Here is a 26,443-nt window from a genome sequence, read left to right on the forward strand (position 1 = left end):
AATAAGTGCCCCTTAGTTTTTCTGGACACCTAAAGCGCAAAGCCTATTTCATTAGTTTTTCGCCATTTTAGGCAATGGCGTTCCCTGCTATACTCCCCGACCTTGGATTGTCTGCACTGCGGTATTTTAATCAAACCAACCGCCATTCCATCAATTTTTCCGAAACCTAACATGACTGCACATTGATGCCAGCGGGGCGCAATGCGCAGTCGTATTCAATGTTTGCTAAGCACATGGCTGAAAATAAAATGAAAATCACGGCACTTGATATGGATGCGCGCGGCATCGGTCATTTGCAAAACGAAGATGGAACGCAGGGTAAAGTCGTGTTTGTCGACGGCGCTTTGCCCGGCGAGTTAGTAAGCATCCAAACCTATCGCAAGAAACCGCATTGGGAAAATGCGCTAATGACTGAGCTACACGTAGAATCTTCGCAGCGTGTAAAGCCAAAATGCAGTTATTTCGGCGTGTGTGGAGGCTGTTCCATGCAACATTTGACCGCCGATGCGCAGGTTGCGATCAAGCAGCGGGTGTTGGAGGACAATCTCTGGCATATCAGTAAGGTGAAGCCGAAGACCTTATTGCGCCCAATTTACGGGCCAACTTGGGGATACCGTTACCGCGCCCGTTTGTCGGTGCGTAATGTGGTCAAAAAGGGTGTTGTTTTAGTTGGTTTTCACGAGAAAAAATCACGTTTTGTTGCCAACACAGAAACCTGCGAGATTTTGCCGCCGCATGTTTCTCGCATGATGTTGCCTTTGCGTGACTTAATTAGTCGTCTATCGATTATTGATGATTTACCGCAAATCGAATTAGCGGTCGGTGAAGATGTGACGGCGATGGTGTTGCGCATTATGAAGCCGATGAGCGCTGCGGACGAACTGCTGCTAAAAGCGTTTGCTGATGAGCATAAAGTCCAATGGTGGCTGCAAACCGCTGGCCCGGATTCGGCTGAAATCTATTACCCAACCGAACCTCAATTGCACTATTTGTTGCCGGAGTTTGGCGTAAAAATGCCATTCAAGCCAACCGATTTCACTCAGGTAAATCACCATATAAATCGCGTGATGGTGGCGCGCGCATTGCGCTTGCTAGACGTTCAGCCTGATGAACGCGTTGCCGATCTATTTTGTGGATTGGGTAACTTTACCCTGCCATTAGCAACCCAAGCGAAAGAAGTTGTCGGCATTGAGGGAAGTAAAGCATTGACTGAGCGCGCGTTTGAAAATGCAGCGGCCAATGGCTTATCCGATAAAACCAGTTTTAGTACGCGCAACTTGTTCGAGATAACGGCAGACGATTTTATTGCACTGGGGAAATTCGATCGCTACCTTGTCGATCCACCGCGTGATGGCGCAATGGCATTGTGTGAAGCCTTAGTGCAATTGTCCGCGAGCAATCCTGACTTGTTGCCGCGCCGCATTGTTTATGTGTCATGTAGTCCTAGTACACTGGCGCGCGATGCTGGTCTGCTGGTGAAGGCTGGTTATGTGACCAATTATGCTGGTGTGGTGAATATGTTCCCCCATACGTCGCACGTTGAGTCGATGGCGGTGTTCGATTTGATCTAATTCAATTTGCAGAGTTACAAATAAAAATGCCGACGTAACGTCGGCATTTTTATTGCTATTAATTTACTTCCTAGAGCTTAGTTCCGGTTACCACCAAAAATACCCAGTAATGACAGTAAATTAACGAAGATGTTGTATACATCTAAGTAGATTTTTAATGTTGCAGAAATATAGTTCGTTTCACCGCCATTGATGATTTGTTGCACATCATAAAGGATGTAAGCGGAAAAAATCCCAATCGCGATGACGGAAATAGTTAAATAGAGCGCAGGTAATTGCAAGAAAATATTGGCAATGCCTGCCACGATAATTACCATCAAGCCAACAAATAACCATTTTCCCAAGCCGGAAAAATCACGTTTTGACGTGGTGGCAATGCTTGCCATTACCGCCAGAATCGTCGCAGTGCCGCCGAAGGCAGTCATGATTAAAGTGCCGCCGTTAGAAAATCCCAGCGTGTAGCCGATCAAGCGCGACAGCATCAGGCCCATGAAGAAGGTAAATCCTAGCAAAACAGCAACGCCGACGGCGGATTCTTTGGTTTTTTCAATCGCAAACATGAAACCGAAGGCAACTGCCATGAACACCAAGAAAGACATGCCCGGCCGGCCAGGGAAAAACGAAAAGTTCATTTCAACGCCTATCCACGCGCCCAAGACGGTCGGAATCATTGAAAGCGCTAGCAGCCAATAAGTATTGCGTAGAACGCGATGACGAATTAGCGAACCCTCGTTGCCATACGAATACGTTTGTTCTAGGTTTTGACTCATAATATCTTCCTCAGTTAAGTTGCTCTTTGTTACTAATTCGCAGATGAACATTGGTCACGAATCGAGATAGCATAACATAGTAGCATTTGCATTGAATTCAAGGGTGGATGAAATATTATAAAAAAATATAGAGGGCTATTCGTGTTTGATAGGCAATTTCATCGAATGGAAGTACTTTTATGTTAAAATCTCGGGTTGATTGAATTTTATTTACACCCTTCATCCTTTCCTTTTATTGGAGTTTTACATGGCTATCGAACGCACTTTATCTATTATTAAACCTGATGCAGTAGCAAAAAACGTTATTGGTCAAATTTACAGCCGTTTTGAAGCTGCCGATTTGAAAATTATCGCTGCTCGCATGGTTCAATTATCCCGCGCTGAAGCTGAAGGTTTCTACGCTGTTCACGCAGCACGTCCATTCTTCAATGATTTGGTCAATTTCATGATCTCTGGTCCAGTTATGGTAACTGTATTAGAAGGCGAAAACGCGATTTTGAAACACCGCGATTTGATGGGCGCAACCGATCCTAAGAAAGCTGAAAAAGGTACAATTCGTGCTGATTTCGCTGATTCAATCGATGCGAACGCCGTACACGGTTCAGATGCAGCTGAAACAGCAGCAGTAGAAATCGCTTACTACTTCCCAGCATTGAGCATCTACTCACGTTAATTCGTAGGTAGGGCATTCGCGCTGCATAGATGTGCTTTGTATTTGTTTTGAGAGTTGAAAGAAGTAAATGACGGCTATTACCAATTTGTTGGATTTGGATCCAGCTCAATTAATCGCATATTGCGGTGAATTGGGTGAGAAGCCGTTTCGTGCAAAGCAATTGCAGCGCTGGATACATCAGTTTGGTATCAGTGATTTCGAGGCAATGACAGATTTAGCTAAGTCGTTGCGCGATAAATTAGCTGGGCGCGCTTGTGTGAGTGCGCCAGCTATTATTAGTGACCACACGTCGACCGATGGCACGCGTAAGTGGCTGTTGGATGTGGGGCAAGGTAATGCGATCGAAACTGTGTTTATTCCAGAAGAGACTCGCGGCACGTTATGTATTTCGACCCAAGCTGGATGTGCGGTAAATTGCCGTTTTTGTTCAACTGGCAAACAAGGTTTTAATCGCAATTTAACCGTTGCTGAAATTATCGGCCAATTATGGATGGCTGAATTTGAATTACGCAAGACCAAAGGAATTCCGTTGGGGCACAAGGGCGAGCGCCAAATTACCAATGTGGTGATGATGGGAATGGGTGAGCCGTTGTTGAACTTTGAGCCGACCGTCACGGCGCTCAAGCTAATGTTGGACGACAATGCCTATGGTTTGTCGCGTCGGCGCGTCACTTTATCAACTAGCGGCGTCGTGCCCATGATTGATAAGCTGTCGCAAGAATGCCCAGTGGCTTTAGCCGTTTCATTGCATGCTTCCAACGATACTTTGCGCGATAGTCTAATTCCGCTAAACAAAAAACATCCTTTGTCGGAAGTAATGGCGGCGTGCAAGCGCTATTTAGAATTTGCTCCACGTGACTTTGTGACGTTTGAATATTGCATGCTCGATGGCGTTAATGATAGCGATCAACATGCGCGTGAATTAATTGATTTGGTGCGCAATGTGCCGTGCAAGTTTAATTTGATTCCCTTTAATCCCTTCCCAGAATCGGGATTAAAACGCTCCCACAATCCACGCATAAAAGCGTTCGCACAAATTTTGTCCGACGCTGGTTTGGTGACAACAATTCGTAAAACACGTGGCGACGATATTGACGCGGCGTGCGGGCAGTTAGCAGGTGAAGTACAAGATCGAACTCGAGTGCAAGAACGTATGCAAAAACAAGCCGAATATCAGCAAAAATTCGGTGCCAACTTTGGTCGAATAGTGGAGATAACTTAGTGAATAATTTTTGGCGTAAGATATTTTTTAGTGTGATTTTGTCTGGAATTTTGTCCGCATGCACGACTACATACGATGCGCCAAAATTCACAGCTTCCTCGGCCAGCGACGCGCCTGCACAAAGTGCGGATGCTAAGAAACGCGCGACGCTGCGACTGCAATTGGGCGTGAGTTATTTCCAGCAAGCGCAGTTCGCGACGGCGTTAAAAGAACTCACCAATGCAATCAATATCGACCCAACCTTAAGCGATGCTTACGGTGTTCGCGCGCTGGTGTATATGCAGATGCAAGAGACAAATTTGGCTGAGCAAGATTTTGTGCGGGCAACTCAATTGGCCCCCAATAACCCTGACCACGCTAATAATTACGCTTGGTTTTTGTGCGAAAACGGCAAAGTAAAGCAGGGCTTGGAAATTCTAGATCGCGTGATGAAAGATCGCACCTACGCCCAGCCGGCTAAGGCGTTAAATAATGCGGGAATGTGTAGCTTGAAGTTAAAAGACGATGTAACTGCTGAAAAGTATTTCATGCAAGCGGTGCGACTCGACGCAAGCAACCCTGTATCGAATTTGAATCTTTCGCGCTTGGCATATAAGCGACAGGATTGGGAACGTTCGCAGTTCTACATTAATCGTCTGATCAAAGCTGAAAACTACACTCCCGAGGTTTTGTGGTTGGCCATTAAATCTAGCCATAAAATGAATGACACGTTAAGTGAGTCGAGCTTGGGCGCGCAACTTCGCCGTCGCTTCCCGGATTCGGACGAATACGCCTTATTCCAACGTGGAGCGTTTGATGAGTGAAGCAGTTAAGTTGGAACTTGTTTCCAGCATCGATGAAAATCAGCAGCAACAAATTTTGCCGAAAACGGTAGGGCAGCAATTAGCCGCTGCGCGCACTCAGTTGGGATTGAGTGTGGAACAAATTGCGAGTCAATTGAAGTGGTCTTCGCGTCAAATCGCTGAAATTGAAGCGGGTAATTACGCAGTTTTGCCTGATTTCGCGACGTTACGCGGTTTTGTGCGAACCTACGCCAAAACGCTCAAAGTCGATGCTGAGCCGCTCGTTCAGCAATTGACTGTCGAGTTTTCCAAGCTCCCTGTCAAGGTCGTTGATCGTCAAGATTTGGATGCGCCATTTCCGACGGGTCGCATGCCTTGGTTGGGGCGTCAAAATAACCATTCGCAATGGATGTTAGGCGCCGCCTTTTTAGTGTTTTTGTGTTTGTTAGCACTATTTGTTTATCGGGCTGAGGTGATGCAGGTTGTTAATAAAATTCTGCCAGTCCAAGTTGAAAAAGCACCTATTCAAGCGGAGCCAATTGCCATTGTGGATTCTGCTGTGAAAGAAGCTTCTTCCAACCCAGTTGCTCAAGTTGACAGCAAGGTGAATTTGGAAGCCAAAGTAGAGCGTGCGGAGCCAGTTTCCACACAGCCGACCAATTTAGCGCCAGCCGCAGCGATTCCTGCGCCGCCAATCTCGAACAATACAATCGCGTCCGAAACTGCTGCTAGAGCTCAACGGGCAATCGAGTCAAACAAGATTTCTGCTACCACTTCGGAAGAGAAAGCGATCGAAGTTAAAGCGGGTACTTCTGGATTGGTAACTGAAGCGAATTCCGCAAAAGATGGAGCTCTGATTTTGAGCTTCAAGCAAGACTCCTGGTGCCAAATCAAGCGTGCCGATGGCTCGGTTGTGGTTTCGCGCTTGTATAGAGCGGGCACACAAGAAATCGTCAATGTTGGCGGTGCCTTAAGCATGGTCATTGGGAACGCCCCGGGAGTTGAGGCAACCTTGCGAGGGCGGCGCCTCGAATTGGTTACGCAGAACGGCAGCAACGTCGCGAATTTAAGTATTAAGTGAATAGTGTAATGAGTCAGACTAAAGAAAATTTACCGATAGATTCTGGTGCGTTTCCGCGCCGCAAGAGCCGTTCGGTCATTATCCAAAATGGCGCGCAAAAAGTAATCGTTGGTGGCGACGCGCCCATTGTCGTTCAATCGATGACCAACACAGATACCGTAGATGCTGTTGGCACCGCTATTCAAATTAAAGAATTGGCGCGCGCTGGATCTGAGCTGGTTCGGTTGACGGTAAATACACCCGATGCTGCTGCTGCCGTGCCTTATATTCGGGACCAGTTAGATCGAATGGGAATTGAAGTTCCTCTGGTCGGTGATTTTCACTATAACGGGCATACACTTTTAAAAGACTATCCCGAATGTGCTCAAGCGCTTTCAAAATACCGAATTAATCCCGGTAACGTAGGGCAGGGCGCTAAACGCGATACCCAATTTGCGCAGATGATTGAAATCGCGGCACGTTATAACAAGCCGGTTCGCATCGGTGTTAATTGGGGCAGTCTCGATCAGGGTTTGTTGGCACGTATCATGGATGAAAACGCCCAGCGCGCAACTCCTTGGTCGGCCCAGTCAGTCATGTACGAAGCATTAATTGTGTCTGCCTTAGAGAATGCACAACGTGCCGAAGAACTAGGTTTGCCGGGCGATAAAATTATCCTCTCTTGCAAAGTATCCGGAGTCCAAGATCTGATTGCGGTGTATCGAGAATTAGCGAAACGATGCAACTACCCATTGCATTTGGGCTTAACCGAGGCGGGAATGGGTAGCAAGGGGATCGTAGCGTCGACCGCGGCATTATCGGTGTTGCTACAGGAAGGAATTGGCGACACGATTCGCATTTCATTGACCCCCGAACCGGGTGGTGACCGTTGTAAAGAAGTGATTGTCGGGCAGGAAATTCTGCAGACAATGGGTCTGCGCAAATTTACTCCTATGGTGATCGCGTGTCCTGGTTGCGGTAGAACGACTTCAACCGTGTTTCAGGAATTAGCTGACGATATCCAAACCTATTTGCGTGAGCAAATGCCTGTTTGGAAAACGCAATACCCTGGAGTTGAAGCGATGAATGTTGCGGTCATGGGGTGTATCGTCAATGGCCCGGGCGAATCCAAGCACGCCAACATTGGAATCAGTCTCCCTGGTACTGGTGAGACACCGTCCGCTCCGGTATTTGTCGATGGCGTTAAAACGGTGACGTTGCGTGGCGAAAAGATTGCTCAAGAATTTCAACAAATTGTTTTGGACTACGTTCAGTCCCACTATGGTTAGGTTTAAGTTGTATGTCTGAAAATAAAAAGATCGAAAAAATAATTGCTATCAAAGGAATGAATGACATTCTTCCGAGCGATGCTCCTTTGTGGGAATTATTTGAAAATACGGCGCAGTCGGTGTTTAAAAGCTATGGCTTTCAACAAATCAGAACGCCGATCGTCGAGCAAACAGCGTTGTTTGCGCGTGGTTTAGGTGCGGTCACCGATGTGGTTGAAAAAGAGATGTACTCTTTTGAAGACTCCATGAATGGCGATAAGCTCACTTTGCGCCCAGAAAATACGGCTGGTGTAGTTCGGGCAGCGATTGAGCACAATCTTACCTATGAAGGCCCGAAGCGCTTGTGGTACACGGGGCCAATGTTTCGGCACGAAAAACCACAACGCGGACGTTATCGTCAGTTTTATCAAATGGGTGCAGAGGCTTTGGGTTTCGCTGGTCCCGATATTGATGCCGAATTAATCATGATGTGCCAGCGTTTGTGGGATGATTTGGGACTCAATAATGTTCGTTTGGAGCTCAATTCGATCGGTGATGCGGTTGAGCGCAACAACCATCGAGCCGACTTAATTGCGTATTTTGAGCAGCACATCGATACGCTGGATGCCGAAGCTCAACGCCGCCTGCACAGCAATCCGCTGCGAATCTTGGATACCAAAAATCCTGCGATGCAAGCCTTAGTGGAGGGCGCGCCTAAGTTGCTTGATTATTTGGGTGAAGAATCTCTCAAGCATTTTGAAGGCGTGCAAGCGATTTTGCGCCATAACAGCATCCCTTTCACGATCAATACCCGCTTAGTTCGCGGTTTGGACTACTACAATCGTACTGTATTTGAATGGGTATCGGATGAGTTGGGCGCACAAGGAACCATTTGCGCCGGTGGCCGCTACGACACCCTAATTACGATGTTTGGTGGCAAACCAACCCCCTCGTGTGGTTTTGCGATGGGAATTGAGCGAATTTTAGATCTGATGAAATCGGCCGGCGATATTCAAGTGCCAAATCAATGCGATGTCTATTTGGTACACCAAGGCGAAGCCGCACAAATGCAATCTTTTGTCTTGGGGGAAAGAATGCGTGATGCAGGCTTGGATGTTGTGCTACATTGCGCATCTATTACTGGGGTAGGAAGTTTTAAATCCCAAATGAAGCGGGCAGATGCAAGCGGAGCTGCTTATGCTGTTATTGTCGGAGACGACGAAATAGCGCAAGGGAATGCAATTGTCAAAGCACTACGCTCAGACGATGCCGAAAATAATCAGGCGGCAGTGCCGTTTGAGTCGGTGGTTGATTATCTGGTCGATCAAATCACAGGCAATGACGATCACGACCACGAAAACTGTACCCATTTACACCACTAAACAAACGCAATTTTTACTACTAACTAGATAAATTAATTACATGGCATACGATCACGGAGAACAAGAGCAACTAGATGCTCTAAAAGCATGGTGGAAACAATACGGAAACTTAGTAACTTGGCTGCTAATTGCTGTGTTATCGGCATTTTCAGCTTGGAAAGCTTGGGGAATCTACCAATCAAAACAAGCAGCGCAAGCATCGTTATTATTTGAATCCGTCCAAAACGCCATTCAAGAAAAAGATCAGGCTAAGGTGTTGCGTGCGGTTACCGACATTCAAGAAAAATATAGTGGCACCGACTACGCTTCGATGGCCAGTTTGTTGGCGGCTAAAACTGATTTCGATGCAAACGATTTAAAGGCAGCTAAAGTTCAATTGATGTGGGTAGGCGAACATGGTAAATCCGATGAGTTTAAGGCATTAGCCAAGATTCGCTTGGCCGGCATTTTGTTGGATGAGAAATCGTATGATGATGCTTTAAAACTCGTATCTGGAGATTTTTCGCCGCAATTGGTGAGCGCTGCTGCAGATCGCAAAGGCGATATTTTGGTCGCGCAAAACAAGATCGATGATGCTCGCGCTGCGTTTCAGTTAGCTATTGATAAAAGCACAGATAAAAGCCCAATCCGTCAATTGATCCAATTGAAGTTAGATGCAATCGGTGGCGCACCCACTCCAGCGCCCGCAGCCAATAAATAGGTCGATGAGAATACTATGAGTAGAGCGTTAAAATTAGCTGGGCTTGTCGCGTTGTTGGGGTTGTCAGCATGTTCAATGTTTAAAGAACCTAAAAATCCTCCAGCAGCTTTAGTTGACTTCAAACAAACGATGTCAATTAAAAAGGTTTGGTCGGCGAATATCGGCTCGGCTGATGATTATGTGTTTGCTCCAGTTGCAGTCGCTGACAGTGTTTTTGCCGCAGCAGCGAACGGTAAAATCGTTCGTGTTAACGCCACCACAGGACGTGAAATCTGGAAAATCGACGCAGGCATCAATTTGACCGCAGGTGTTGGCGCTGACAATTCGACGCTGGCTGTCGTTGGCGAAAAGGGTGTGTTACTTGCCTATGATCTAGCTGGAAAACAGCTTTGGAAAACTCCATTATCTAGTGAGGTTTTATCTACCCCAGTCGTGGGTGGTGGTTTGATCGTGGTGCGCAGCATTGATAATCATATCGCCGCATATGATATAGCGACAGGCAAGCGCCGCTGGGTGGTTGAGCGCAGTTTGCCACCGTTGATTTTGCGAACTGCTGCTGGGTTGGTTATTTCGGACAATAGTGTTTTTGTCGGCTTGCCGGGTGGTAAGCTGATTTCTTTGACTCTCAATAGTGGCAGTGTGCGCTGGGAAGCCTCAGTGGGTGAGCCTAAAGGCGCAACTGAGTTGGAACGCGTGGCGGATGTCTCTGGCGTGCCTGTAGTGTCCGGCAACGATGTCTGCGCTTCCGCTTATCAAGGCAAGGTATCTTGTTTTGACATCAGAACAGGCGTAATGCGCTGGGGTAAAGCGTTGTCAACAAATATGGGTGTTAGCGTCGATGAGCGTTTCGTATTTGCTGTTGATGACAAAGGTACAGTGAACGCCTTTAGTCGTGGTGCAGGATTAAGTGAGTGGAAAAACGATAAATTGGCATATCGTAAGCTTTCCACGCCGGTTTCATTTGGTCAGTCGGTGGCTGTGGCCGATTTCAGTGGCTACGTGCATTTTTTATCGCGTGAAGATGGTTCTTTTTTAGCTAGAACAACTACCGATGGTAGTGCAGTTGTAGCGACTCCAATTGTTGTTGGAGCAAATGTAGTATTTCAAACAAAGGTAGGAGAAATCGTCGCATTTGCGATTGATTGATTTAATGAAGCCGGTAATTGCCCTTATAGGCCGACCAAATGTCGGCAAATCCACGCTGTTTAATCGGCTAACACGTTCCCGTGACGCGTTAGTAGCCGATTTACCTGGATTAACCCGCGATCGACACTACGGCGAAGGCCGGGTTGGCGATCGTCCTTTTTTAGTCATTGATACGGGAGGATTTGAGCCCGTCGCTAAAGAAGGGATTATGTATGAAATGGCAAAACAAACTAAGCAGGCTGTGGCTGAAGCTGACGTTGTCGTGTTCATTGTCGATGGACGTCAAGGTTTAACCCCGCACGACAAAACGATTACCGATTTTTTACGTAAATCTGGTCGTTCAGTGATGTTGGTTGTCAATAAAGCAGAAGGGATGAAATATACCTCGGTAACGGCAGATTTCTACGAACTGGGTCTCGGTGATCCATATGTGATTTCTGCAGCACACGGTGATGGCGTATCCGATTTAGTTGTCGAAGCGTTAGATATCGCGTTCTCGCAACGCCCAGCAGAAGACGAACCTGATAGCCAAGACCACGGTATTAAATTGGCTATCGTTGGGCGACCAAACGTGGGTAAGTCAACCCTGGTCAATTCGTTACTGGGTGAAGAACGGGTCATTGCATTCGATATGCCCGGAACGACCCGTGATTCGATTGAAATCGCGTTTGAGCGTGACGGCCAAAATTACACATTAATTGACACTGCCGGTATCCGCCGTCGTGGTAAAGTGTTCGAGGCTATTGAGAAGTTTTCGGTTGTGAAAACGCTGCAATCTATTTCGGAAGCGAATGTTGTTCTCTTGCTGCTCGACGCACAACAAGATATTTCTGAGCAAGATGCGCATATCGCTGGTTTTATTTTGGAGTCAGGGCGAGCATTAGTAGTCGGCGTAAATAAATGGGATGGCTTGCAAAGCGATCGTCGTGACGAAATTAAAAACGACATAGAGCGCAAACTTGGCTTCTTATCGTTCGCTAAATTTCACTTTGTCTCGGCACTCAAATCCAGTGGGATTGCACCCATGATGAAGTCAGTGAATCAGGCTTACGCTGCCGCTACCGCTAATTTATCGACCCCGAAATTAACGCGCGCATTGATTGAGGCGGTCGAGCACCAGCAACCGAAGCGCAAAGGCTCGATTCGACCAAAGCTACGTTATGCGCATCAAGGCGGGCAAAATCCTCCGATTATTGTGATTCATGGCAATGCATTAGAAGCGGTTGGTGATGTATATAAACGTTACCTAGAGAAGCATTTTAGGGAAACGTTTTCATTGGTAGGGACTCCATTACGCATCGAAATGAAATCGAGTAAAAACCCGTTTTCGAAAACCGAAAAATAAACGTAAATTTTTGTTTTTTTTAGAATATGAGCATAATGCTCGTATATACTTAATAATGTAGTTTTTTGGACAGGTATTGAAAAATACCTAAATGTCCTCAACTCCTCACTACAACAACATTTTGGAGCTGCTATGAGCAACAAAGGGCAATTGTTACAAGACCCATTTTTAAATGCTTTACGCAAAGAACATATTCCCGTTTCAATCTACCTTGTCAATGGTATTAAGTTGCAAGGGCATATTGAATCTTTCGATCAATATGTCGTATTGCTGCGTAATACGGTCACTCAAATGGTATATAAACATGCCATATCTACAGTCGTTCCGGCGCGTGCGGTAAGTTTGCCTTCGGAGCCAGAGTCTGAGTAATAAGATAGAGTCGAATGTCCGTGCAATATTGGTCGGCGTAGATTTTGGTAAGTCAGACTTCAATTCGAGTTTGGAAGAGCTCTCGCTATTAGCTCTTTCAGCGGGTGCTGTTCCAATTTCGACAATCACCTGTAAAAGGTCAAGTCCCGATTCGGCGCTTTTCATTGGTAGTGGCAAAGCCGAGGAAGTAGCCAATGCAATCTTGGATCACGCTATTGAAATCGTGATTTTCAATCACGCGCTTAGTCCAGCGCAGCAACGGAATCTTGAAAAAAATCTGAAAGTGCGTGTCGTTGATCGCACTAGCTTAATTCTTGATATTTTTGCTCAGCGAGCAAAAAGCCACGAGGGAAAAGTCCAAGTCGAGCTTGCCCAGTTGCAGCATTTGGCAACGCGCTTAATCCGCGGATGGACGCATTTGGAGCGCCAAAAAGGTGGTATTGGTTTGCGCGGTCCAGGCGAAACTCAGTTGGAAACTGACCGCCGCTTGCTAGGCGATCGAGTTAAAGCGTTAAAGGACAAGCTGAGTAAGTTGCAACGGCAGCGCGAAACACAGCGTCGTGCGCGTAATCGCAGTCGGACATTTTCCGTTTCACTTGTTGGTTACACCAATGCTGGTAAATCGACCTTGTTTAATGTCCTAACCAAGGCGGGTACGTATACTGCCGATCAGTTATTTGCAACCTTGGATACCACCTCGCGTCGGGTGTATTTGGGCGATGTTGGTCAGATTGTTATATCGGATACGGTTGGGTTTATTCGGGAATTACCTCATCAATTGGTCGCAGCATTTCGCGCAACTCTTGAGGAAACTATCCATGCAGATTTGTTATTGCATGTGGTCGATGCGGCGAGCCCAACTCGTTTGGATCAGATAGCCCAAGTAAATCAAGTTTTGCACGAGATAGGTGCGGATCAAATTCCTCAATTATTGGTTTGGAACAAGATCGATGTGGCTGGTCTTGACCCGGGAATCGAGCGAGACGAGTATGATAAAATACAACGTGTTTTTTTGAGCGCAAAAACTGGCAGTGGGCTCAACGATTTACGTGATGCATTGGGCGAATTTGCGGCGGATCTTGGGTTTCACTCACTGACCACGGATCATGATGTAGTGGATGATCAATCTGATAACGTTTGATTGGTTTAATTTATTGGGTAGTTCTGGTATTTCTGTTAAAAAATCGTTTCCCACGTAACCCTTATCGGAAGAACGCAGAATGTTTGTTTCAATTTTAAGAAAAATGGGCGCAATGTTTTCCCTAAAAGGCACAAAACCTATCCGCAATTCAGGTAACGACAATGGCGGCAATAATTCAAATAAGCCATCAGGCCCGCCTGACTTGGAAGATATGTGGCGTGATTTTAATCAAAAATTGACCAGTCTTTTGGGTGGCAAGGGTAGTGGAAATGGAAGCCCGAACGGCTTTTCTCCTGAATCTAATAAAAATGCAAAAATCGGTGCAGGCTTCATCGTAGTTGTCTTAGTGTTTCTCTGGCTGATCAGCGGCTTTTTCGTTGTACAAGAAGGTCAAACTGGCGTTGTTTTGACATTCGGTAAATATAGTCACGATACACCGTCGGGCTTCAATTGGCGCGCCCCTTACCCGATCCAAAGCGATGAAATCGTGAATGTTTCGCAAGTGCGTACTGTCGAAGTTGGCTATCAGTCCAATGTCAAAAATAAGCAGCCGAAAGAGGCGTTGATGTTGACGGATGACGAAAACATTATCGATATTCAATTCGCAGTGCAATACAAATTAAAAAGTGCTTCCGATTGGATTTTTAATAATCGCGAGCAAGAGAGCACCGTAAAACAAGTGGCTGAAACGGCCATTCGCGAAGTGGTTGGTCGCAACAAGATGGACTTTGTGTTGTACGAAGGCCGCGAAAAAGTAGCGTTTGATGTGAGTCAGTTAATGCAACAGATTCTTGATCGCTACAGCACTGGCGTTCAGGTAACCAATGTGACTATGCAGGGCGTTCAGCCTCCCGAGCAGGTACAGGCAGCGTTTGACGATGCGGTAAAAGCTGGGCAGGACCGTGAACGTCAAAAAAATGAAGGCCAAGCTTACGCCAACGATGTAATTCCAAAGGCTCGCGGCGCAGCAGCGCGACTTCAGGAAGAATCCCAAGCGTATCAAGCCCGTGTTGTAGCCAACGCGGAAGGTAATGCGTCACGCTTTAAACAAGTGTTGGCTGAATATCAAAAAGCTCCAGCGGTTACACGTGATCGTATGTATTTTGAAACTATGCAGCAGATATTTACCAGCACAACCAAGTTGATGATTGATACCAAAAACGGTAACAACATGATTTATTTGCCATTGGATAAACTAATTAACCAGACGTTGTCGAGTGAGCCTGCTCCGGCTGCCAAACCAGCAGGTGCGCCAGTTGTTCAAGAGGTAACGAATGCGACTGATTTGTTGCGAGCTCGAGATAATCATGCCCGTGAACGGGAGGGGAGATAATGAGTAAGTTAGTTTCTACCGGGATTGCTATTCTTATTGCACTGATTATTTTTGCGTCGACAGTTTTTGTGGTGGATCAGCGCCAATTCGCCATCGTGTTTGCACTCGGCGAGATGAAAACCATCATCAGCGAACCGGGCTTGCATTTTAAATTGCCTCCACCTTTCCAAAATGTTGTGTTTTTAGATAAGCGGATTTTGACGATTGATTCGCCTGAAGCAGACCGTTTTATTACCGCTGAAAAGAAAAATATTTTGGTGGATTCGTTCGTGAAGTGGCACATCACTGACCCTAAGCTTTATTACATCAGCTTTGGCGGTGACGAGCAAAAAGCCAAAGATCGTATGAATCAAATCGTCAAGGCAGCCCTAAACGATGAAATTACAAAACGTACAGTAAGAGATGTGATTTCTGGCGAGCGTAGCAAGGTAATGGACGCGTTGCGTACTAAAGTCTCTTCGGAAGCTAAACAAATCGGTGTCGAAATTATCGATGTGCGATTGAAACGGGTTGATTATGTTGAGCAAATTAACAACTCTGTTTATGACCGAATGAAGGCTGAACGGACCCGCGTTGCTAATGAATTGCGCTCGACCGGTTACGCAGAATCAGAAAAAATTCGGGCCGATGCGGATAAACAAAGCACGGTGATTTTGGCCGAAGCATATCGTGACGCGGAGAACTTGCGCGGTGAGGGTGATGCCCGAGCTAGTCGGATTTATGCTCAAGCGTTTGGTCAAAATCCAGAATTTTATAAGTTTTATCGTAGCTTAGAAGCGTACCGTTCTAGCTTCAAAAACAAGAGTGACGTGTTGGTTGTTGATCCAAACTCCGAATTCTTCAAATATTTTAAAGCGCCGGGACAGGGCAAATAATTTAGCTTTGTTGGTGTACTCAGCACAAGCCCAAAAGTGAATAACTTCGGGCTTGTGCCACGTTTATCGTATTACTTTTGTTGAGTCTTTATGCCGAATTGGCTTCTACCTGAAAACATCGCCGATGTCTTGCCGTCTGAAGCGCGCAAGATTGAAGAGCTGCGTCGGCGCTTGCTGGATAATTTCCGCTTATATGGCTATGAACTTGTCATGCCGCCGATGTTGGAATATTTGGAATCGTTGTTAAGCGGCGCTGGCAAGGATTTGGATCTCCGCACATTTAAGTTGGTCGATCAGTTGTCTGGTCGGACCCTTGGGATTCGGTCCGATATGACCACCCAAGTAGCGCGGATCGATGCCCACCTTTTGAATCGTACTTCCGTTACTCGGTTGTGTTACGCAGGCAGTGTCTTGCATACGAAACCGTCAGGGTTGCACGCGACGCGCGAACCCTTGCAAATCGGCGCTGAGATTTATGGCCACGCAGGCATCGAAGCGGATGTTGAAATACAGAAATTATTGTTGGCGTCGATGTCCTTAGCTGGAATGACTAAAGTTCGTTTGGACTTGTGCCATGTCGGCGTGTTGGGCGCAATCCTGGCGCAAGATCCGGTTGCTAAACAAGTTGAGCTGGAACTTTACAGTTTATTGCAAGCGAAGGACGTACCGGGACTTAAAGAAATATCAACAGGCTTTTTAGAGGAAACGCGCAATGCGCTGCTCGAATTGCCAAATTTATACGGTGATGTAAAGGTTTTAGAGCAAGCCCGCGAAATTTTGCCTAAACTTCCGGCTATTAAAAATGCTTTGGATGAGCTAGCTTTCTTAGTATCATTCGTGTCTTTGCATGAAGGTGCCGAAGTCACGATTGATTTAGCCGATTTGCGTGGGCTGCATTACCACAGCGGCGTGACGTTCGCGGCTTATGTTCCGGGTTTACCGAACGCCGTGGCGCACGGTGGACGTTATGATCACGTTGGTGAATCGTTTGGGCGGGCTAGACCAGCAACAGGTTTTTCGTTTGATTTGCGTGAACTGGCGCGCTTGATGCCGGGCGCTGAGCGCAAAAATGCAATTTTGGCTCCGTGGGGCTTGGAAGTAGGTTTACGTGAAAAGATAGCAGAGTTACGTGAGCAGGGTGAAATTGTGATCCAGCATCTGCCGGGTCATAAAAATGAATTAGACGAATTCGATTGCAATCGCGCCATCGTATTTGAACATGGAAATTGGATACTTAAAAGTTAGGTTAAGCGATGTCACAAATTAATACCGCAAAAAATGTCGTTGTCATAGGAACTCAATGGGGCGATGAAGGCAAAGGAAAAATCGTCGATTGGTTGACTGACCACGCACAAGGCGTAGTTCGTTTCCAAGGTGGGCATAATGCAGGTCACACCTTAGTGATTGGCGGACAAAAAACGGCATTGCAATTGATTCCATCGGGCATTATGCGCGCTGGGGTTGCTTGTTATATCGGTAACGGTGTTGTGCTGTCCGTGCCTGATTTATTGCGTGAAATCGACAAGTTGCAAGCCAACGGCGTTGAAGTTGAATCGCGCCTGAAAGTTTCCGAAGCATGTCCAGTTATTTTGCCTTATCACACGGCCTTGGATTGCGCTCGTGAAGTAGCGCGTGGTGTAGCAAAAATCGGCACGACCGGTAAAGGTATCGGCCCAGCTTATGAAGATAAAGTGGCGCGCCGTGCTATCCGCGTTGCTGACTTACTAAACCCTGAGCGTTTTGCTGAGAAATTGCGTGAGAACTTGGATTATCACAATTTTGTGTTGACTCAATATTTAAAAGCGCCAGCGGTCGAATTCCAAAAAACGTTTGACGATACGATGGCGCAAGTACCTCGTATTACCCCGATGGTGTCCGACGTCTCCAGTGCTTTGTATGCAGCCTACAAAGGCGGTGCGCGTTTGCTGTTTGAAGGCGCTCAAGGAAGTTTGTTGGACGTCGATCACGGTACTTATCCGTTCGTTACTTCCAGTAACTGCGTGGCGGGCAATGCGGCCGCGGGTTCTGGCGTCGGTCCTAGCATGTTGCATTACATTTTGGGTATTACAAAAGCCTACACAACCCGCGTTGGCTCTGGCCCATTCCCATCGGAATTGACCTCCGAGCACGGCGTCGGTAAGCATTTATCGACCGTTGGTTGTGAGTTCGGAACAGTGACTGGTCGCGCTCGTCGTTGCGGTTGGTTTGATGCAGCATTATTGAAGCGTTCAGTACAAATCAACGGTGTCTCAGGTATGTGCTTGACGAAGCTAGACGTTCTCGACGGCATTGAAACGCTGCAAATTTGCACCGGTTACACAGTTGATGGCAAAGCGGTCGATATTTTCCCAAGCGGCGCAGAGCAAGCGGCACACTGCGTGCCTGTCTATGAAACTTTGCCGGGTTGGACCGAGAGCACGGTTGGCGCTAAGAGTTTGGACGCCTTGCCAGTGAATGCGCGCAACTATATCAAGCGTATTGAAGAGTTGGTCGGCGTTCCGATCGACATGGTTTCTACCGGCCCAGATCGCGAAGAAACGATCGTATTACGTCATCCATTTGCCTAAGTGCTGCGATGATATTACCTGCTTCAACCGATCAGCACCTTTGGGTTTCTTGGGATCAATATCATCAACTCACTGAGCAATTAGCCCTGCGCGTTCATCAATCTGGTTGGAAATTCGATCAGGTGTTATGTTTGGCGCGCGGCGGCCTCCGTCCCGGCGATGTCCTATCGCGCATTTTCAATGTTCCACTGGCTATTTTATCGACGAGTTCTTATCGAGCAGAAGCTGGCACGCAGCAAGGAACATTGGATATTGCTAAACACATTACGATGAGTAGCGGGAGTTTGGCGGGACGGATATTGATCGTAGATGATCTGGTTGATTCGGGCGTGACCATTGAGCGAGTGGTTGCTCATTTAACCGATTTTTTTCCGGCGGTAACTGAAGTTAAATCGGCGGTAATTTGGCAAAAAGCTTGTTCGGTTATTACGCCAGATTATTTTGTTGAGTATTTAGCGACTAATCCTTGGATACACCAACCGTTTGAGCAGTACGATACGCTCAGACCAGAACAATTAAGTTCAAACTGATATCAGCTTGAGCTGCAAAGCGTGACGGTAAACGAAAAAAATCCCATTAGAAAACTAATGGGATTTTTAAATTAAATCGTGGTGCCCACGGAGGGACTCGAACCCCCACATCCGAAGACACATGGACCTGAACCATGCGCGTCTACCAATTCCGCCACGTGGGCAACGGAGCGCAGATTATAGAGGAATTCGCTTCAATCTCCAAGCAATTCTCGTAGGGAAATTAAATTAGTCGCTTTGATTTCAAAAATACGCCAATGTTGATCTGGATTCAATGGCGGTCACGGGCGCATAGTTGAATAACGGCAATTAGTTCGTTTCAGTGTTCACAGTAGTGGTAAATTACGATGAATTTAAGAAATATGACGGACATTTTTGCGGGCTAAACTTCAAAACCAGATGTAAGAACTTATAATTGCGGTGCATTAACACTATGCTTGATGCTCTGCACCCCAACCATTTTTAGAGAATACACAACCACTTGAGCAAACATACCTATTCCATTCCTAGTCGTGAAGACATTCTTGGCGTTCTACGAAGTACGGCCGCTAAACACGACTCACAACAAATCGCAACGGCGCTGGGCGTTCCGACCGACGAACTTGATGGTTTGATGCGACGCATCAACGCGATGGAGCGTGATGGTCAGGTCAAACTCGATAAAGAGGGGTTTTATCACGTGCAAAGCAAAGATAACTTTATTGCGGGTAAAGTCAGCAGTCATCGTGACGGGTATGGATTCTTGATTCCTGAAGACGGCAGCGACGATATTTATTTATCCGATCGGGAAATGCAGCGTGTGCTCAACGGTGATCGCGTACTGGTGCGTGTGGTTGGCACAGATCGCCGTGGTCGCTTGGAAGGCAATATCGTCGAAGTAATCGAGCGGGCAAATACCCACATCATTGGGCGCTTGCTCAATGAAAATGGTATGTGGGTGATTGCGCCGGAAGACAAGCGGATAAGCCAAGACATTATTTTGGCTGGTTCTCCCGGTCAAGCCAAAGCTGGTCAAGTCGTGAGTGTTCAACTGACCGAACAGCCAACGCGCTATGCGCAGCCAGTGGGCAAGATTGTTGAAGTGCTGGGCGATGTTGATGACCCCGGAATGGAAATCGAAATTGCGGTTCGTAAGTTTGGTGTGCCGCATATATTTTCGGATGCCGCATTAAAAGCCGCCAGCAAATTGCCGAGTGAAGTGAAACCAGCCGATCTGCAAGATCGCGTTGATTTGCGCGATATTCCTATGGTCACTATCGACGGCGAAGACGCGCGCGATTTTGACGATGCGGTGTATTGCGAACCGACCAAGATTGGTCGCGTGGCGGGCTATCGGGTGATTGTGGCGATTGCCGACGTGAGTCATTACGTTAAGCCAAATGACGATATTGATGCCGATGCGATTTTGCGCAGCACCTCGGTATATTTCCCGCGCCGCGTGATTCCGATGTTGCCCGAGAAATTGTCTAACGGACTGTGCTCGCTCAATCCGCATGTCGATCGCTTGACCTTGGTATGTGATCTAGTCATTACCGCGCAGGGCGAAGTCAAAGCCTATCAATTTTATCCAGCCGTGATTCATTCCGCGGCCCGATTTACCTACACCGAAGTCGCTGCCATTCTAGGCAATACCAAAGGCCCAGAGGCGCATAAACGGGCTGCTTTGGTTCCACATTTGTTGCATCTGCAAGAAGCGTTTCATGCATTGCTGCACGCACGCCAACAACGTGGTGCGATTGATTTTGAAACGACAGAGACGTACATCGTGTGTAATGCCGCAGGCAAAATTGAGAAGATTCTGCCGCGCACTCGCAACGACGCGCACAAATTAATCGAAGAATGTATGTTGGCTGCCAACGTCTGTGCAGCGGATTTATTGATTCGTCACAAGCATCCCGGCACGTACCGAATTCACGCGAGTCCTTCCAAGGAAAAGCTCAATCAACTGCGTACCTATTTGAAGCAACTTGGTTTGAGTTTAAATGGCGGCGACAAGCCAAGCGCGTCAGATTATGCGGATTTGATGAAGAAAATCAAAGGCCGTTTGGATGCGCCGATTCTGCAAACCATGTTATTGCGTTCAATGCAGCAAGCGGTCTATAGCCCCGATAACATTGGTCACTTTGGCCTGTCTTATGAAGCTTATGCGCACTTCACTAGCCCGATTCGCCGCTATCCTGATTTGCTGACACATCGTGCAATTAAAGCGATCTTGCAGGGTAAGAAATACGAACCAAAAGGTATCGACGTTGGCTCGTTAAATAGCACCATTTCAAATGCCGCACGCAAGCAGCAAATGATTGATAAAGCCGAAGGCAAACAAAAGAAAGACCCAACAATTTGGGATGCCTTGGGCGTGCATTGCTCGGCCAATGAGCGCCGCGCTGACGAAGCCTCACGCGATGTGGAAGCGTGGTTGAAGTGCTATTACATTCGCAATAAGTTGGGCGAAGAATTTACCGGCACGATTTCTGGCGTCACGCAGTTCGGTATTTTTGTTCAGCTCGATGCGTTGTATATCGAAGGTTTGGTGCATGTCACTGATTTAGGTGCGGATTATTTCCAATACGACGACGCGCGTCACGAACTGCGCGGCGAGCGCACTGGCAAGCGCTACCAGCTCACAGATCGCGTCACAGTCCAAGTGACCCGTGTTGATTTAGATGCGCGCAAAATTGATCTGGGTTTAGTACAACCTGGTGGAAAAGGATTAATCGCAAGCAAAGGCGGTAAGGTCGTTGGTGGGGCAGCTGCTAAGGCGAAACCAAAAGCGCTAGCCGGTGCCACCGCTTACGATGAAATCGCGCCACCAAAACAAAAAACACGTCGCACCAGTAACGAAGGCAAACCAGCTCGTTCAACTTCCAGCAAAGCGGCTCCGGCTGCCAAGCGCGCTAAAACGACAGTTGGTCGCGGTAAGCCGGCAGCTAAAACCAGCGCTGGGGCTAAAAAGCGTAAGTAAACAATGAAGTTGGCTACTTCAAAAGTAGGGATAACAGCCGCATCAAAAAACAATAGAAACAAGTGAAAAGAAACAATGAAAAGTAAATTTATATTTGGCTTCCACGCTGTCACAGCTCGGTTGCGTCATGAAGCTTCCAGTGTGGAAGAAATCTATGTCGACACCGGTCGCCAAGATCGTCGAATGTTGGAATTAATTAGCGCTGCCAAAGGTGCGGGAGTGCGCGTCATTCCTGTCGATGAATTGCGTTTAGCGAACATGGTTGGAACACGTCGCCATCAAGGTGTTGTTGCCAAGGCGGGTGAAGTGTCCTTGGCCCGTAATTTGGATGAATTGCTCGATGGAATTGAAGGCGCTCCGCTGATTTTGATCTTGGATGGCATTACCGATCCGCATAATTTGGGCGCCTGTTTGCGGGTTGCCGATGGCGCTGGTGCGCACGCTGTCATCGCGCCCAAAGATCGCGCGGTTGGTTTAAATGCGACAGCCGCCAAGGTGGCCAGTGGCGCAGCGGAATCGGTGCCATACATTACCGTGACCAATTTGGCGCGCACGATGCGGGAGCTCAAAGAGCGCAATATTTTGGTGGTGGGTACTTCTGATGACGTAGAAAAAAATCTCTATCAAGCTGACTTTACCAATAGCGAAGGCGTTGCTTTGGTGATGGGTTCAGAAGGCGAGGGCATGCGCCGATTGACGCGCGAAACCTGTGATTTATTGGTCAGCGTGCCGATGTTTGGCTCGGTAGAAAGCTTAAACGTGTCGGTTGCTTCCGGCATTTGTCTCTATGAAGCGCGGCGTCAGCGCCTAGTTTAATTACGCTTGTGGCAGTCAAGAACGGCGTATTGATTACGCCGTTTTTATTTTGTGCCGGCTTAAAAAACGTTAAATTTTTGTTCGTTTTTCAAGCCGCTCAGTTCGTGCTGCCACTCAGCATAAAACCGTTGGACAAGGTAAGATGCACGCCTGAAACTATTCCTCTTTTTTGACCAAGCAATTTCCGACCTATGTTTAGCCGCCTTCGCGAAGATATACAAAATATTATGCAACGTGATCCCGCCGCCCGCAGCGCGTGGGAGGTCTTGACCTGTTATCCCGGTTTGCATGCGATTGTGATGCATCGTTGGGCGAATTTCTTTTGGCGCCACCATTGGTATTGGCTAGGCAGATTTACCTCGCATATTTCGCGTTTATTGACCGGAATTGAAATCCATCCCGGAGCAACCATTGGTCGGCGAGTTTTCATCGATCATGGTTTTGGCGTTGTCATTGGCGAGACTGCGGAAATCGGCGATGAATGCACTATCTACCAAGGCGTAACCTTGGGCGGTACATCGTTATCCAAAGGGGCCAAACGCCATCCAACCTTGGAGCGCGGTGTTATCGTTGGCGCAGGTGCGCAAGTGTTAGGTGGATTTACCATCGGAGCGGAAGCCAAAATTGGTTCCAGTTCTGTGGTGGTTAAGCCCGTTCCTGCTGGCGCGACGGCGGTTGGCAACCCGGCACATATCATCAGTAAGCAAGAAGGTGCAGAATCCGCAGCGCGCTTTGCGGCTTATGGGGTAACTGCCAATGGGGATGATCCGATTTCTAAAGCGTTGCACAAATTGATCGATCACACGGCCCTACAAGAGCAGCAAATTTTGAATCTGCAACTGGCTTTAAAGCAAGCCGGCATTCCTTGTGCTGAGCGCGATTGCAAAGAAGATTTTGATCCAGATCAGCTCAACAAATTGGTCGAATAGTTCGATCCAAAGTACCCATAAAAAATGCCACGCAGCTTAAAACTAGCGTGGCATTTTTTTGAGCGGCGCGAATGCGTTTTATTGGGTTGGCGGATTTTCTAAGCGCGAATGTTTAACGCTATAAGTAAAATAAAACACTAATGCAAAGGCCAACCAGCCAGCGAATAACAAAAATGTCTGCTTGGGCAATCCCACGATTAAGTAAGCACAAAATGCCACGCTCAATAATGGAATTAATGGGAACAACGGTACCTTAAAACCACGCGATAAATCTGGTCGCGTTTTACGCAAAATAATCACGCCAACCGACACAATACTAAAAGCGACCAAGGTTCCCATGCTGGTTAAATCCGCCAACACATCCAAGGGTACTAAGGCAGCAGCAATCGCCACTAGCGCGCCAACAATAATGGTGTTTTTGCGTGGCGTATGCGAATGTGCATCGACCTTGGCAAAAATACTCGGCAACATCCCATCGCGTGCCATTGAATATAAAATCCGCGTCTGTCCGTACAGCACAACCAGCGTGATACTAAAGATCGAAATAATCGCACCAATCGATAACACCACGGATGGCCAAGTCGCGCCAGTAATGCGGCGCAGAATATGCACCAAGCCCGCCTCGTTGCCGCTAAATTCGGTGTAAGGCTGTGTTCCGACGCCAATCAAGGCGACCAGCACATAGAGTGTGGTTACGATGGCTAGGGAAAATAAAATAGCCAGTGGCAAAGTACGCTTAGGATTTTTGACTTCCTCGGAGGCGGTCGAGATCGCATCGATCCCAATGTAAGAAAAGAAAATACTCGACGCCGCCGCGCCTACGCCGCTCATACCCATTGGCATAAATGGATGCATGTTGGCTGAATTGAAGGCGGTCATGCCGATCAGAATAAACATAATCAATACTGCGATTTTAATGACGACCATTACCGCATTGGCGCGCGCTGATTCCTTCGCTCCACGCAGCAGCAAGGTGCAACACATAAACACCAGCACCACAGCAGGTAAATTAAAGATGCCGCCATTAACGCCCGGCGGATTGGCAATCGCGTCGGGCATTTTCATGCCAATCAGATCGAACGAGAGTTCGTTTAAATATTGCCCCCAGCCGACTGCAATCGCCGAGGCAGAAATGCCGTATTCCAGCAACAAACACCAACCCACCAAATAGGCCACCATTTCACCCATCGTTGCGTAACTGTACGAATACGAAGAACCCGATGCGGGGATGGTCGAAGCTAGTTCGGCGTAGCACAGCGCGGTTAAGCCTGCGGTAATGCCCGCGATGATGAAGGACAGCACCACGCCCGGTCCAGCTTTGGGAACCGCGTCACCTAAAATCACAAAAATACCCGTTCCGATGGTGGCACCGACACCAAGCATGGTGAGTTGAAATAGGCTGATGTTACGTTGCAAGCCGCCGCCATTTAATTCGGCTGCGACCTCGGTAATATTTTCGATCGGTTTAGTGCGCAGCATGCGCGCAAGCAGCGATGGACTTGTGGTGGTGGAAGTGGGCATGCGTGGTTATCCGTTAAAACTTGCTCACTCGGAATGACTGAGCGGCTTGACTTGTTAGGGGAATGCTAAGGCGCCGAGTTGCGTTGAGAAGGCTGACGCCCCAGCAAAAAACGCTCGATTTTACAGCCGCTTTGGGATTGCTCAAAGCGTTGATTTTGACCTGTCTCCTGCGATTGTTGTGTTTTATCTAGGCAAGATTTTACTTGTCTTCACGTACCCGGACTTTTAAATCTGCGACATTGATTTATATAAAGTGGAACCCTGTAAATTTTTAGGGAACTCTTTTGATTGGCTGTTGTTAATACAGTGTCCATTTTTTGGCAGACTCAAGGGAGAAATCGCAGTTCCATGCCGAATTGAGTACGAATCCCCATAAAGCGCCATCAATGATTGGCAAAATACAAAAAAACTGGCCAATTTTAAGAAAAATTCTCAATATTGTTCAACGGAAACCTTAGTTGGCGCGTTAGAATCCTCTGTGCAATAAATCTGTTTCACAATTAGGTAATAAAGATGAAAAAACTTCAACAAATCGCAGCGACCCTTTTACTTTGCTCCGCCACTAGCGCCTTCGCCTTGCCGTTCGGTTCGCAATCCGCGTTGGTGATTGATGAGAGCAACGGGCAAATTTTGTTGGAAAAAAATGCCGACAACATCGTGCCAATCGCCTCATTGACTAAGCTCATGACCGCGATGGTAGTGCTGGACGCGAAACAAGATATGGAAGCCCCGATCAGCATCGACGAACAAGATGTGGACACAATCAAACACAGCACTTCGCGCGTGCCAGTTGGTGCCACGCTGCCGCGCAAAGATGTGCTGCAATTGGCGCTAATGTCGTCCGATAATCGCGCTGCCGCATCCTTAGCGCGCACATATCCGGGTGGGCGTGATGCGTTTGAAGCGGCGGTGCGTGCAAAACTGCAAGCCTTAGGCATGACGCACACCACGTTGCAAGAACCAACCGGCTTATCCCCGCAAAATACCTCGACCGCATCCGATTTAGTCAAAATGGCGTCAGCCGCATCCAATTATCCCGATATCACCCGCATCACTACCGATAGCAGTGATCGGATCAATATTAAAGGCCGCCCGGTCGAATACCACAACACCAACGGTTTTGTTGGCAAAAAAGGCTGGGACATTATGTTGTCGAAAACCGGTTACACCGTGGAAGCGGGACGCTGCATCATTATGAAAATCAAAGCAGCCGGTAAAAACGTAATTATGGTGCTATTAAATGCGGGGGCTAATTCAACTCGCAACAGAGACGCAATGGCTGTGCGCCGTTTCGTGTCGGATGAAAAAGTTGCGGTGGTAAAAACCCGTCGCACCCGAAAAAGTGCTTGATTCGGTTTTTAGTTTGAACTCGAACTGAAGCGAACGATGCAAAAGCAAATTTAATCCCCTAAAGCCGCTAGTTAGTCCTAGCGGCTTTGTCGTTTTGGTGGTCGCTAAAAGAGGGTGTTCTGGCACAAGTG

23 protein-coding genes and 1 tRNA gene are annotated in these 26,443 nt (G+C 47.4%); 21 read left to right on the top strand and 3 right to left on the bottom strand.

What is annotated here, in order from left to right; genetic code table 11:
- Positions 1 to 233: 233 nt before the first annotated feature.
- A complete protein-coding gene (gene rlmD, locus E2I14_RS01470) occupies positions 234 to 1,571 on the top strand; it encodes a 23S rRNA (uracil(1939)-C(5))-methyltransferase RlmD (protein WP_133324721.1) in 1,338 nt (445 codons plus the stop codon).
- A gap of 77 nt (positions 1,572 to 1,648) precedes the next feature.
- Here rlmD and E2I14_RS01475 read toward each other — a convergent pair whose 3' ends face one another.
- Entirely contained in the window at positions 1,649 to 2,341 is a 693-nt protein-coding gene (locus E2I14_RS01475; protein ID WP_133324723.1) for a Bax inhibitor-1/YccA family protein, read from the bottom strand.
- A gap of 247 nt (positions 2,342 to 2,588) precedes the next feature.
- On the opposite strand from E2I14_RS01475, the gene ndk reads away from it, so the two are divergent.
- From ndk to E2I14_RS01555, 16 genes are all read left to right on the top strand, one after another.
- Entirely contained in the window at positions 2,589 to 3,014 is a 426-nt protein-coding gene (ndk, locus tag E2I14_RS01480) for a nucleoside-diphosphate kinase (protein WP_133324725.1), read from the top strand.
- Between the two features lie 67 nt (positions 3,015 to 3,081).
- Positions 3,082 to 4,236: a 23S rRNA (adenine(2503)-C(2))-methyltransferase RlmN gene (rlmN, locus tag E2I14_RS01485; RefSeq protein WP_133324727.1), complete on the top strand. Its 1,155-nt coding sequence runs from the start codon at positions 3,082 to 3,084 to the stop codon at positions 4,234 to 4,236.
- Positions 4,236 to 5,039 (top strand): type IV pilus biogenesis/stability protein PilW, encoded by an 804-nt coding sequence (gene pilW, locus E2I14_RS01490; protein WP_165967719.1) that lies wholly within the window; start codon positions 4,236 to 4,238, stop codon positions 5,037 to 5,039. The genes rlmN and pilW overlap by 1 nt, the downstream gene beginning before the upstream one ends.
- Positions 5,032 to 6,099 (top strand): RodZ domain-containing protein, encoded by a 1,068-nt coding sequence (locus E2I14_RS01495; RefSeq protein WP_133324731.1) that lies wholly within the window; start codon positions 5,032 to 5,034, stop codon positions 6,097 to 6,099. The genes pilW and E2I14_RS01495 overlap by 8 nt, the downstream gene beginning before the upstream one ends.
- Before the next feature lie 8 nt (positions 6,100 to 6,107).
- A complete protein-coding gene (ispG, locus tag E2I14_RS01500; RefSeq protein WP_133324733.1) occupies positions 6,108 to 7,367 on the top strand; it encodes a flavodoxin-dependent (E)-4-hydroxy-3-methylbut-2-enyl-diphosphate synthase in 1,260 nt (419 codons plus the stop codon).
- A gap of 11 nt (positions 7,368 to 7,378) precedes the next feature.
- A complete protein-coding gene (hisS, locus tag E2I14_RS01505) occupies positions 7,379 to 8,728 on the top strand; it encodes a histidine--tRNA ligase (RefSeq protein ID WP_133324735.1) in 1,350 nt (449 codons plus the stop codon).
- A gap of 40 nt (positions 8,729 to 8,768) precedes the next feature.
- Positions 8,769 to 9,428, top strand: a complete 660-nt coding sequence (locus E2I14_RS01510; RefSeq protein WP_133324737.1) for a YfgM family protein — start codon at positions 8,769 to 8,771, stop codon at positions 9,426 to 9,428.
- 15 nt (positions 9,429 to 9,443) lie between these two features.
- On the top strand, positions 9,444 to 10,574 hold the full coding sequence (gene bamB / locus E2I14_RS01515) for an outer membrane protein assembly factor BamB (protein WP_133324739.1): 1,131 nt from the start codon (positions 9,444 to 9,446) through the stop codon (positions 10,572 to 10,574).
- Between the two features lie 4 nt (positions 10,575 to 10,578).
- Complete coding sequence (gene der, locus E2I14_RS01520; protein ID WP_133324741.1) at positions 10,579 to 11,919, top strand: ribosome biogenesis GTPase Der; 1,341 nt, start codon at positions 10,579 to 10,581, stop codon at positions 11,917 to 11,919.
- A 132-nt stretch (positions 11,920 to 12,051) separates the two neighbouring features.
- Positions 12,052 to 12,288 (top strand): RNA chaperone Hfq, encoded by a 237-nt coding sequence (hfq, locus tag E2I14_RS01525; protein WP_133324743.1) that lies wholly within the window; start codon positions 12,052 to 12,054, stop codon positions 12,286 to 12,288.
- Between the two features lie 4 nt (positions 12,289 to 12,292).
- Complete coding sequence (gene hflX, locus E2I14_RS01530; protein ID WP_133324745.1) at positions 12,293 to 13,429, top strand: GTPase HflX; 1,137 nt, start codon at positions 12,293 to 12,295, stop codon at positions 13,427 to 13,429.
- Between the two features lie 79 nt (positions 13,430 to 13,508).
- Positions 13,509 to 14,762, top strand: a complete 1,254-nt coding sequence (gene hflK, locus E2I14_RS01535) for an FtsH protease activity modulator HflK (RefSeq protein ID WP_133324747.1) — start codon at positions 13,509 to 13,511, stop codon at positions 14,760 to 14,762.
- Complete coding sequence (hflC, locus tag E2I14_RS01540) at positions 14,762 to 15,637, top strand: protease modulator HflC (RefSeq protein ID WP_133324749.1); 876 nt, start codon at positions 14,762 to 14,764, stop codon at positions 15,635 to 15,637. Before hflK ends, hflC begins: the two co-directional genes overlap by 1 nt.
- 90 nt (positions 15,638 to 15,727) lie before the next feature.
- Entirely contained in the window at positions 15,728 to 16,882 is a 1,155-nt protein-coding gene (locus E2I14_RS01545) for an ATP phosphoribosyltransferase regulatory subunit (RefSeq protein WP_133324751.1), read from the top strand.
- 8 nt (positions 16,883 to 16,890) lie between these two features.
- Positions 16,891 to 18,204: an adenylosuccinate synthase gene (locus tag E2I14_RS01550; RefSeq protein ID WP_133324753.1), complete on the top strand. Its 1,314-nt coding sequence runs from the start codon at positions 16,891 to 16,893 to the stop codon at positions 18,202 to 18,204.
- Between the two features lie 8 nt (positions 18,205 to 18,212).
- A complete protein-coding gene (locus tag E2I14_RS01555) occupies positions 18,213 to 18,734 on the top strand; it encodes a phosphoribosyltransferase (protein WP_133324755.1) in 522 nt (173 codons plus the stop codon).
- Positions 18,735 to 18,813: 79 nt separating this feature from the next.
- On the opposite strand, the gene E2I14_RS01560 is transcribed toward E2I14_RS01555, so the two are convergent.
- Positions 18,814 to 18,898, bottom strand: a tRNA-Leu gene (locus E2I14_RS01560).
- A 317-nt stretch (positions 18,899 to 19,215) separates the two neighbouring features.
- Between E2I14_RS01560 and rnr the strand changes: the two genes are divergently transcribed.
- From rnr to cysE, 3 genes are all read left to right on the top strand, one after another.
- Positions 19,216 to 21,696: a ribonuclease R gene (gene rnr, locus E2I14_RS01565; protein WP_133324757.1), complete on the top strand. Its 2,481-nt coding sequence runs from the start codon at positions 19,216 to 19,218 to the stop codon at positions 21,694 to 21,696.
- A 75-nt stretch (positions 21,697 to 21,771) separates the two neighbouring features.
- Entirely contained in the window at positions 21,772 to 22,512 is a 741-nt protein-coding gene (gene rlmB / locus E2I14_RS01570) for a 23S rRNA (guanosine(2251)-2'-O)-methyltransferase RlmB (RefSeq protein WP_133324759.1), read from the top strand.
- A 191-nt stretch (positions 22,513 to 22,703) separates the two neighbouring features.
- Entirely contained in the window at positions 22,704 to 23,441 is a 738-nt protein-coding gene (gene cysE, locus E2I14_RS01575; protein WP_133324761.1) for a serine O-acetyltransferase, read from the top strand.
- A 78-nt stretch (positions 23,442 to 23,519) separates the two neighbouring features.
- On the opposite strand, the gene E2I14_RS01580 is transcribed toward cysE, so the two are convergent.
- Positions 23,520 to 24,962: an amino acid permease gene (locus E2I14_RS01580; RefSeq protein ID WP_206105558.1), complete on the bottom strand. Its 1,443-nt coding sequence runs from the start codon at positions 24,960 to 24,962 to the stop codon at positions 23,520 to 23,522.
- Between the two features lie 513 nt (positions 24,963 to 25,475).
- Here E2I14_RS01580 and E2I14_RS01585 point away from each other — a divergent pair.
- Positions 25,476 to 26,312 carry a serine hydrolase gene (locus E2I14_RS01585; protein WP_133324763.1) on the top strand — a complete coding sequence of 279 codons (837 nt, stop codon included), beginning with the start codon at positions 25,476 to 25,478 and terminating at the stop codon, positions 26,310 to 26,312.
- The last annotated feature ends 131 nt before the right edge of the window (positions 26,313 to 26,443 follow it).

The organism is Sapientia aquatica (assembly GCF_004358105.1).
Lineage (GTDB): Bacteria > Pseudomonadota > Gammaproteobacteria > Burkholderiales > Burkholderiaceae_D > Solimicrobium > Solimicrobium aquaticum.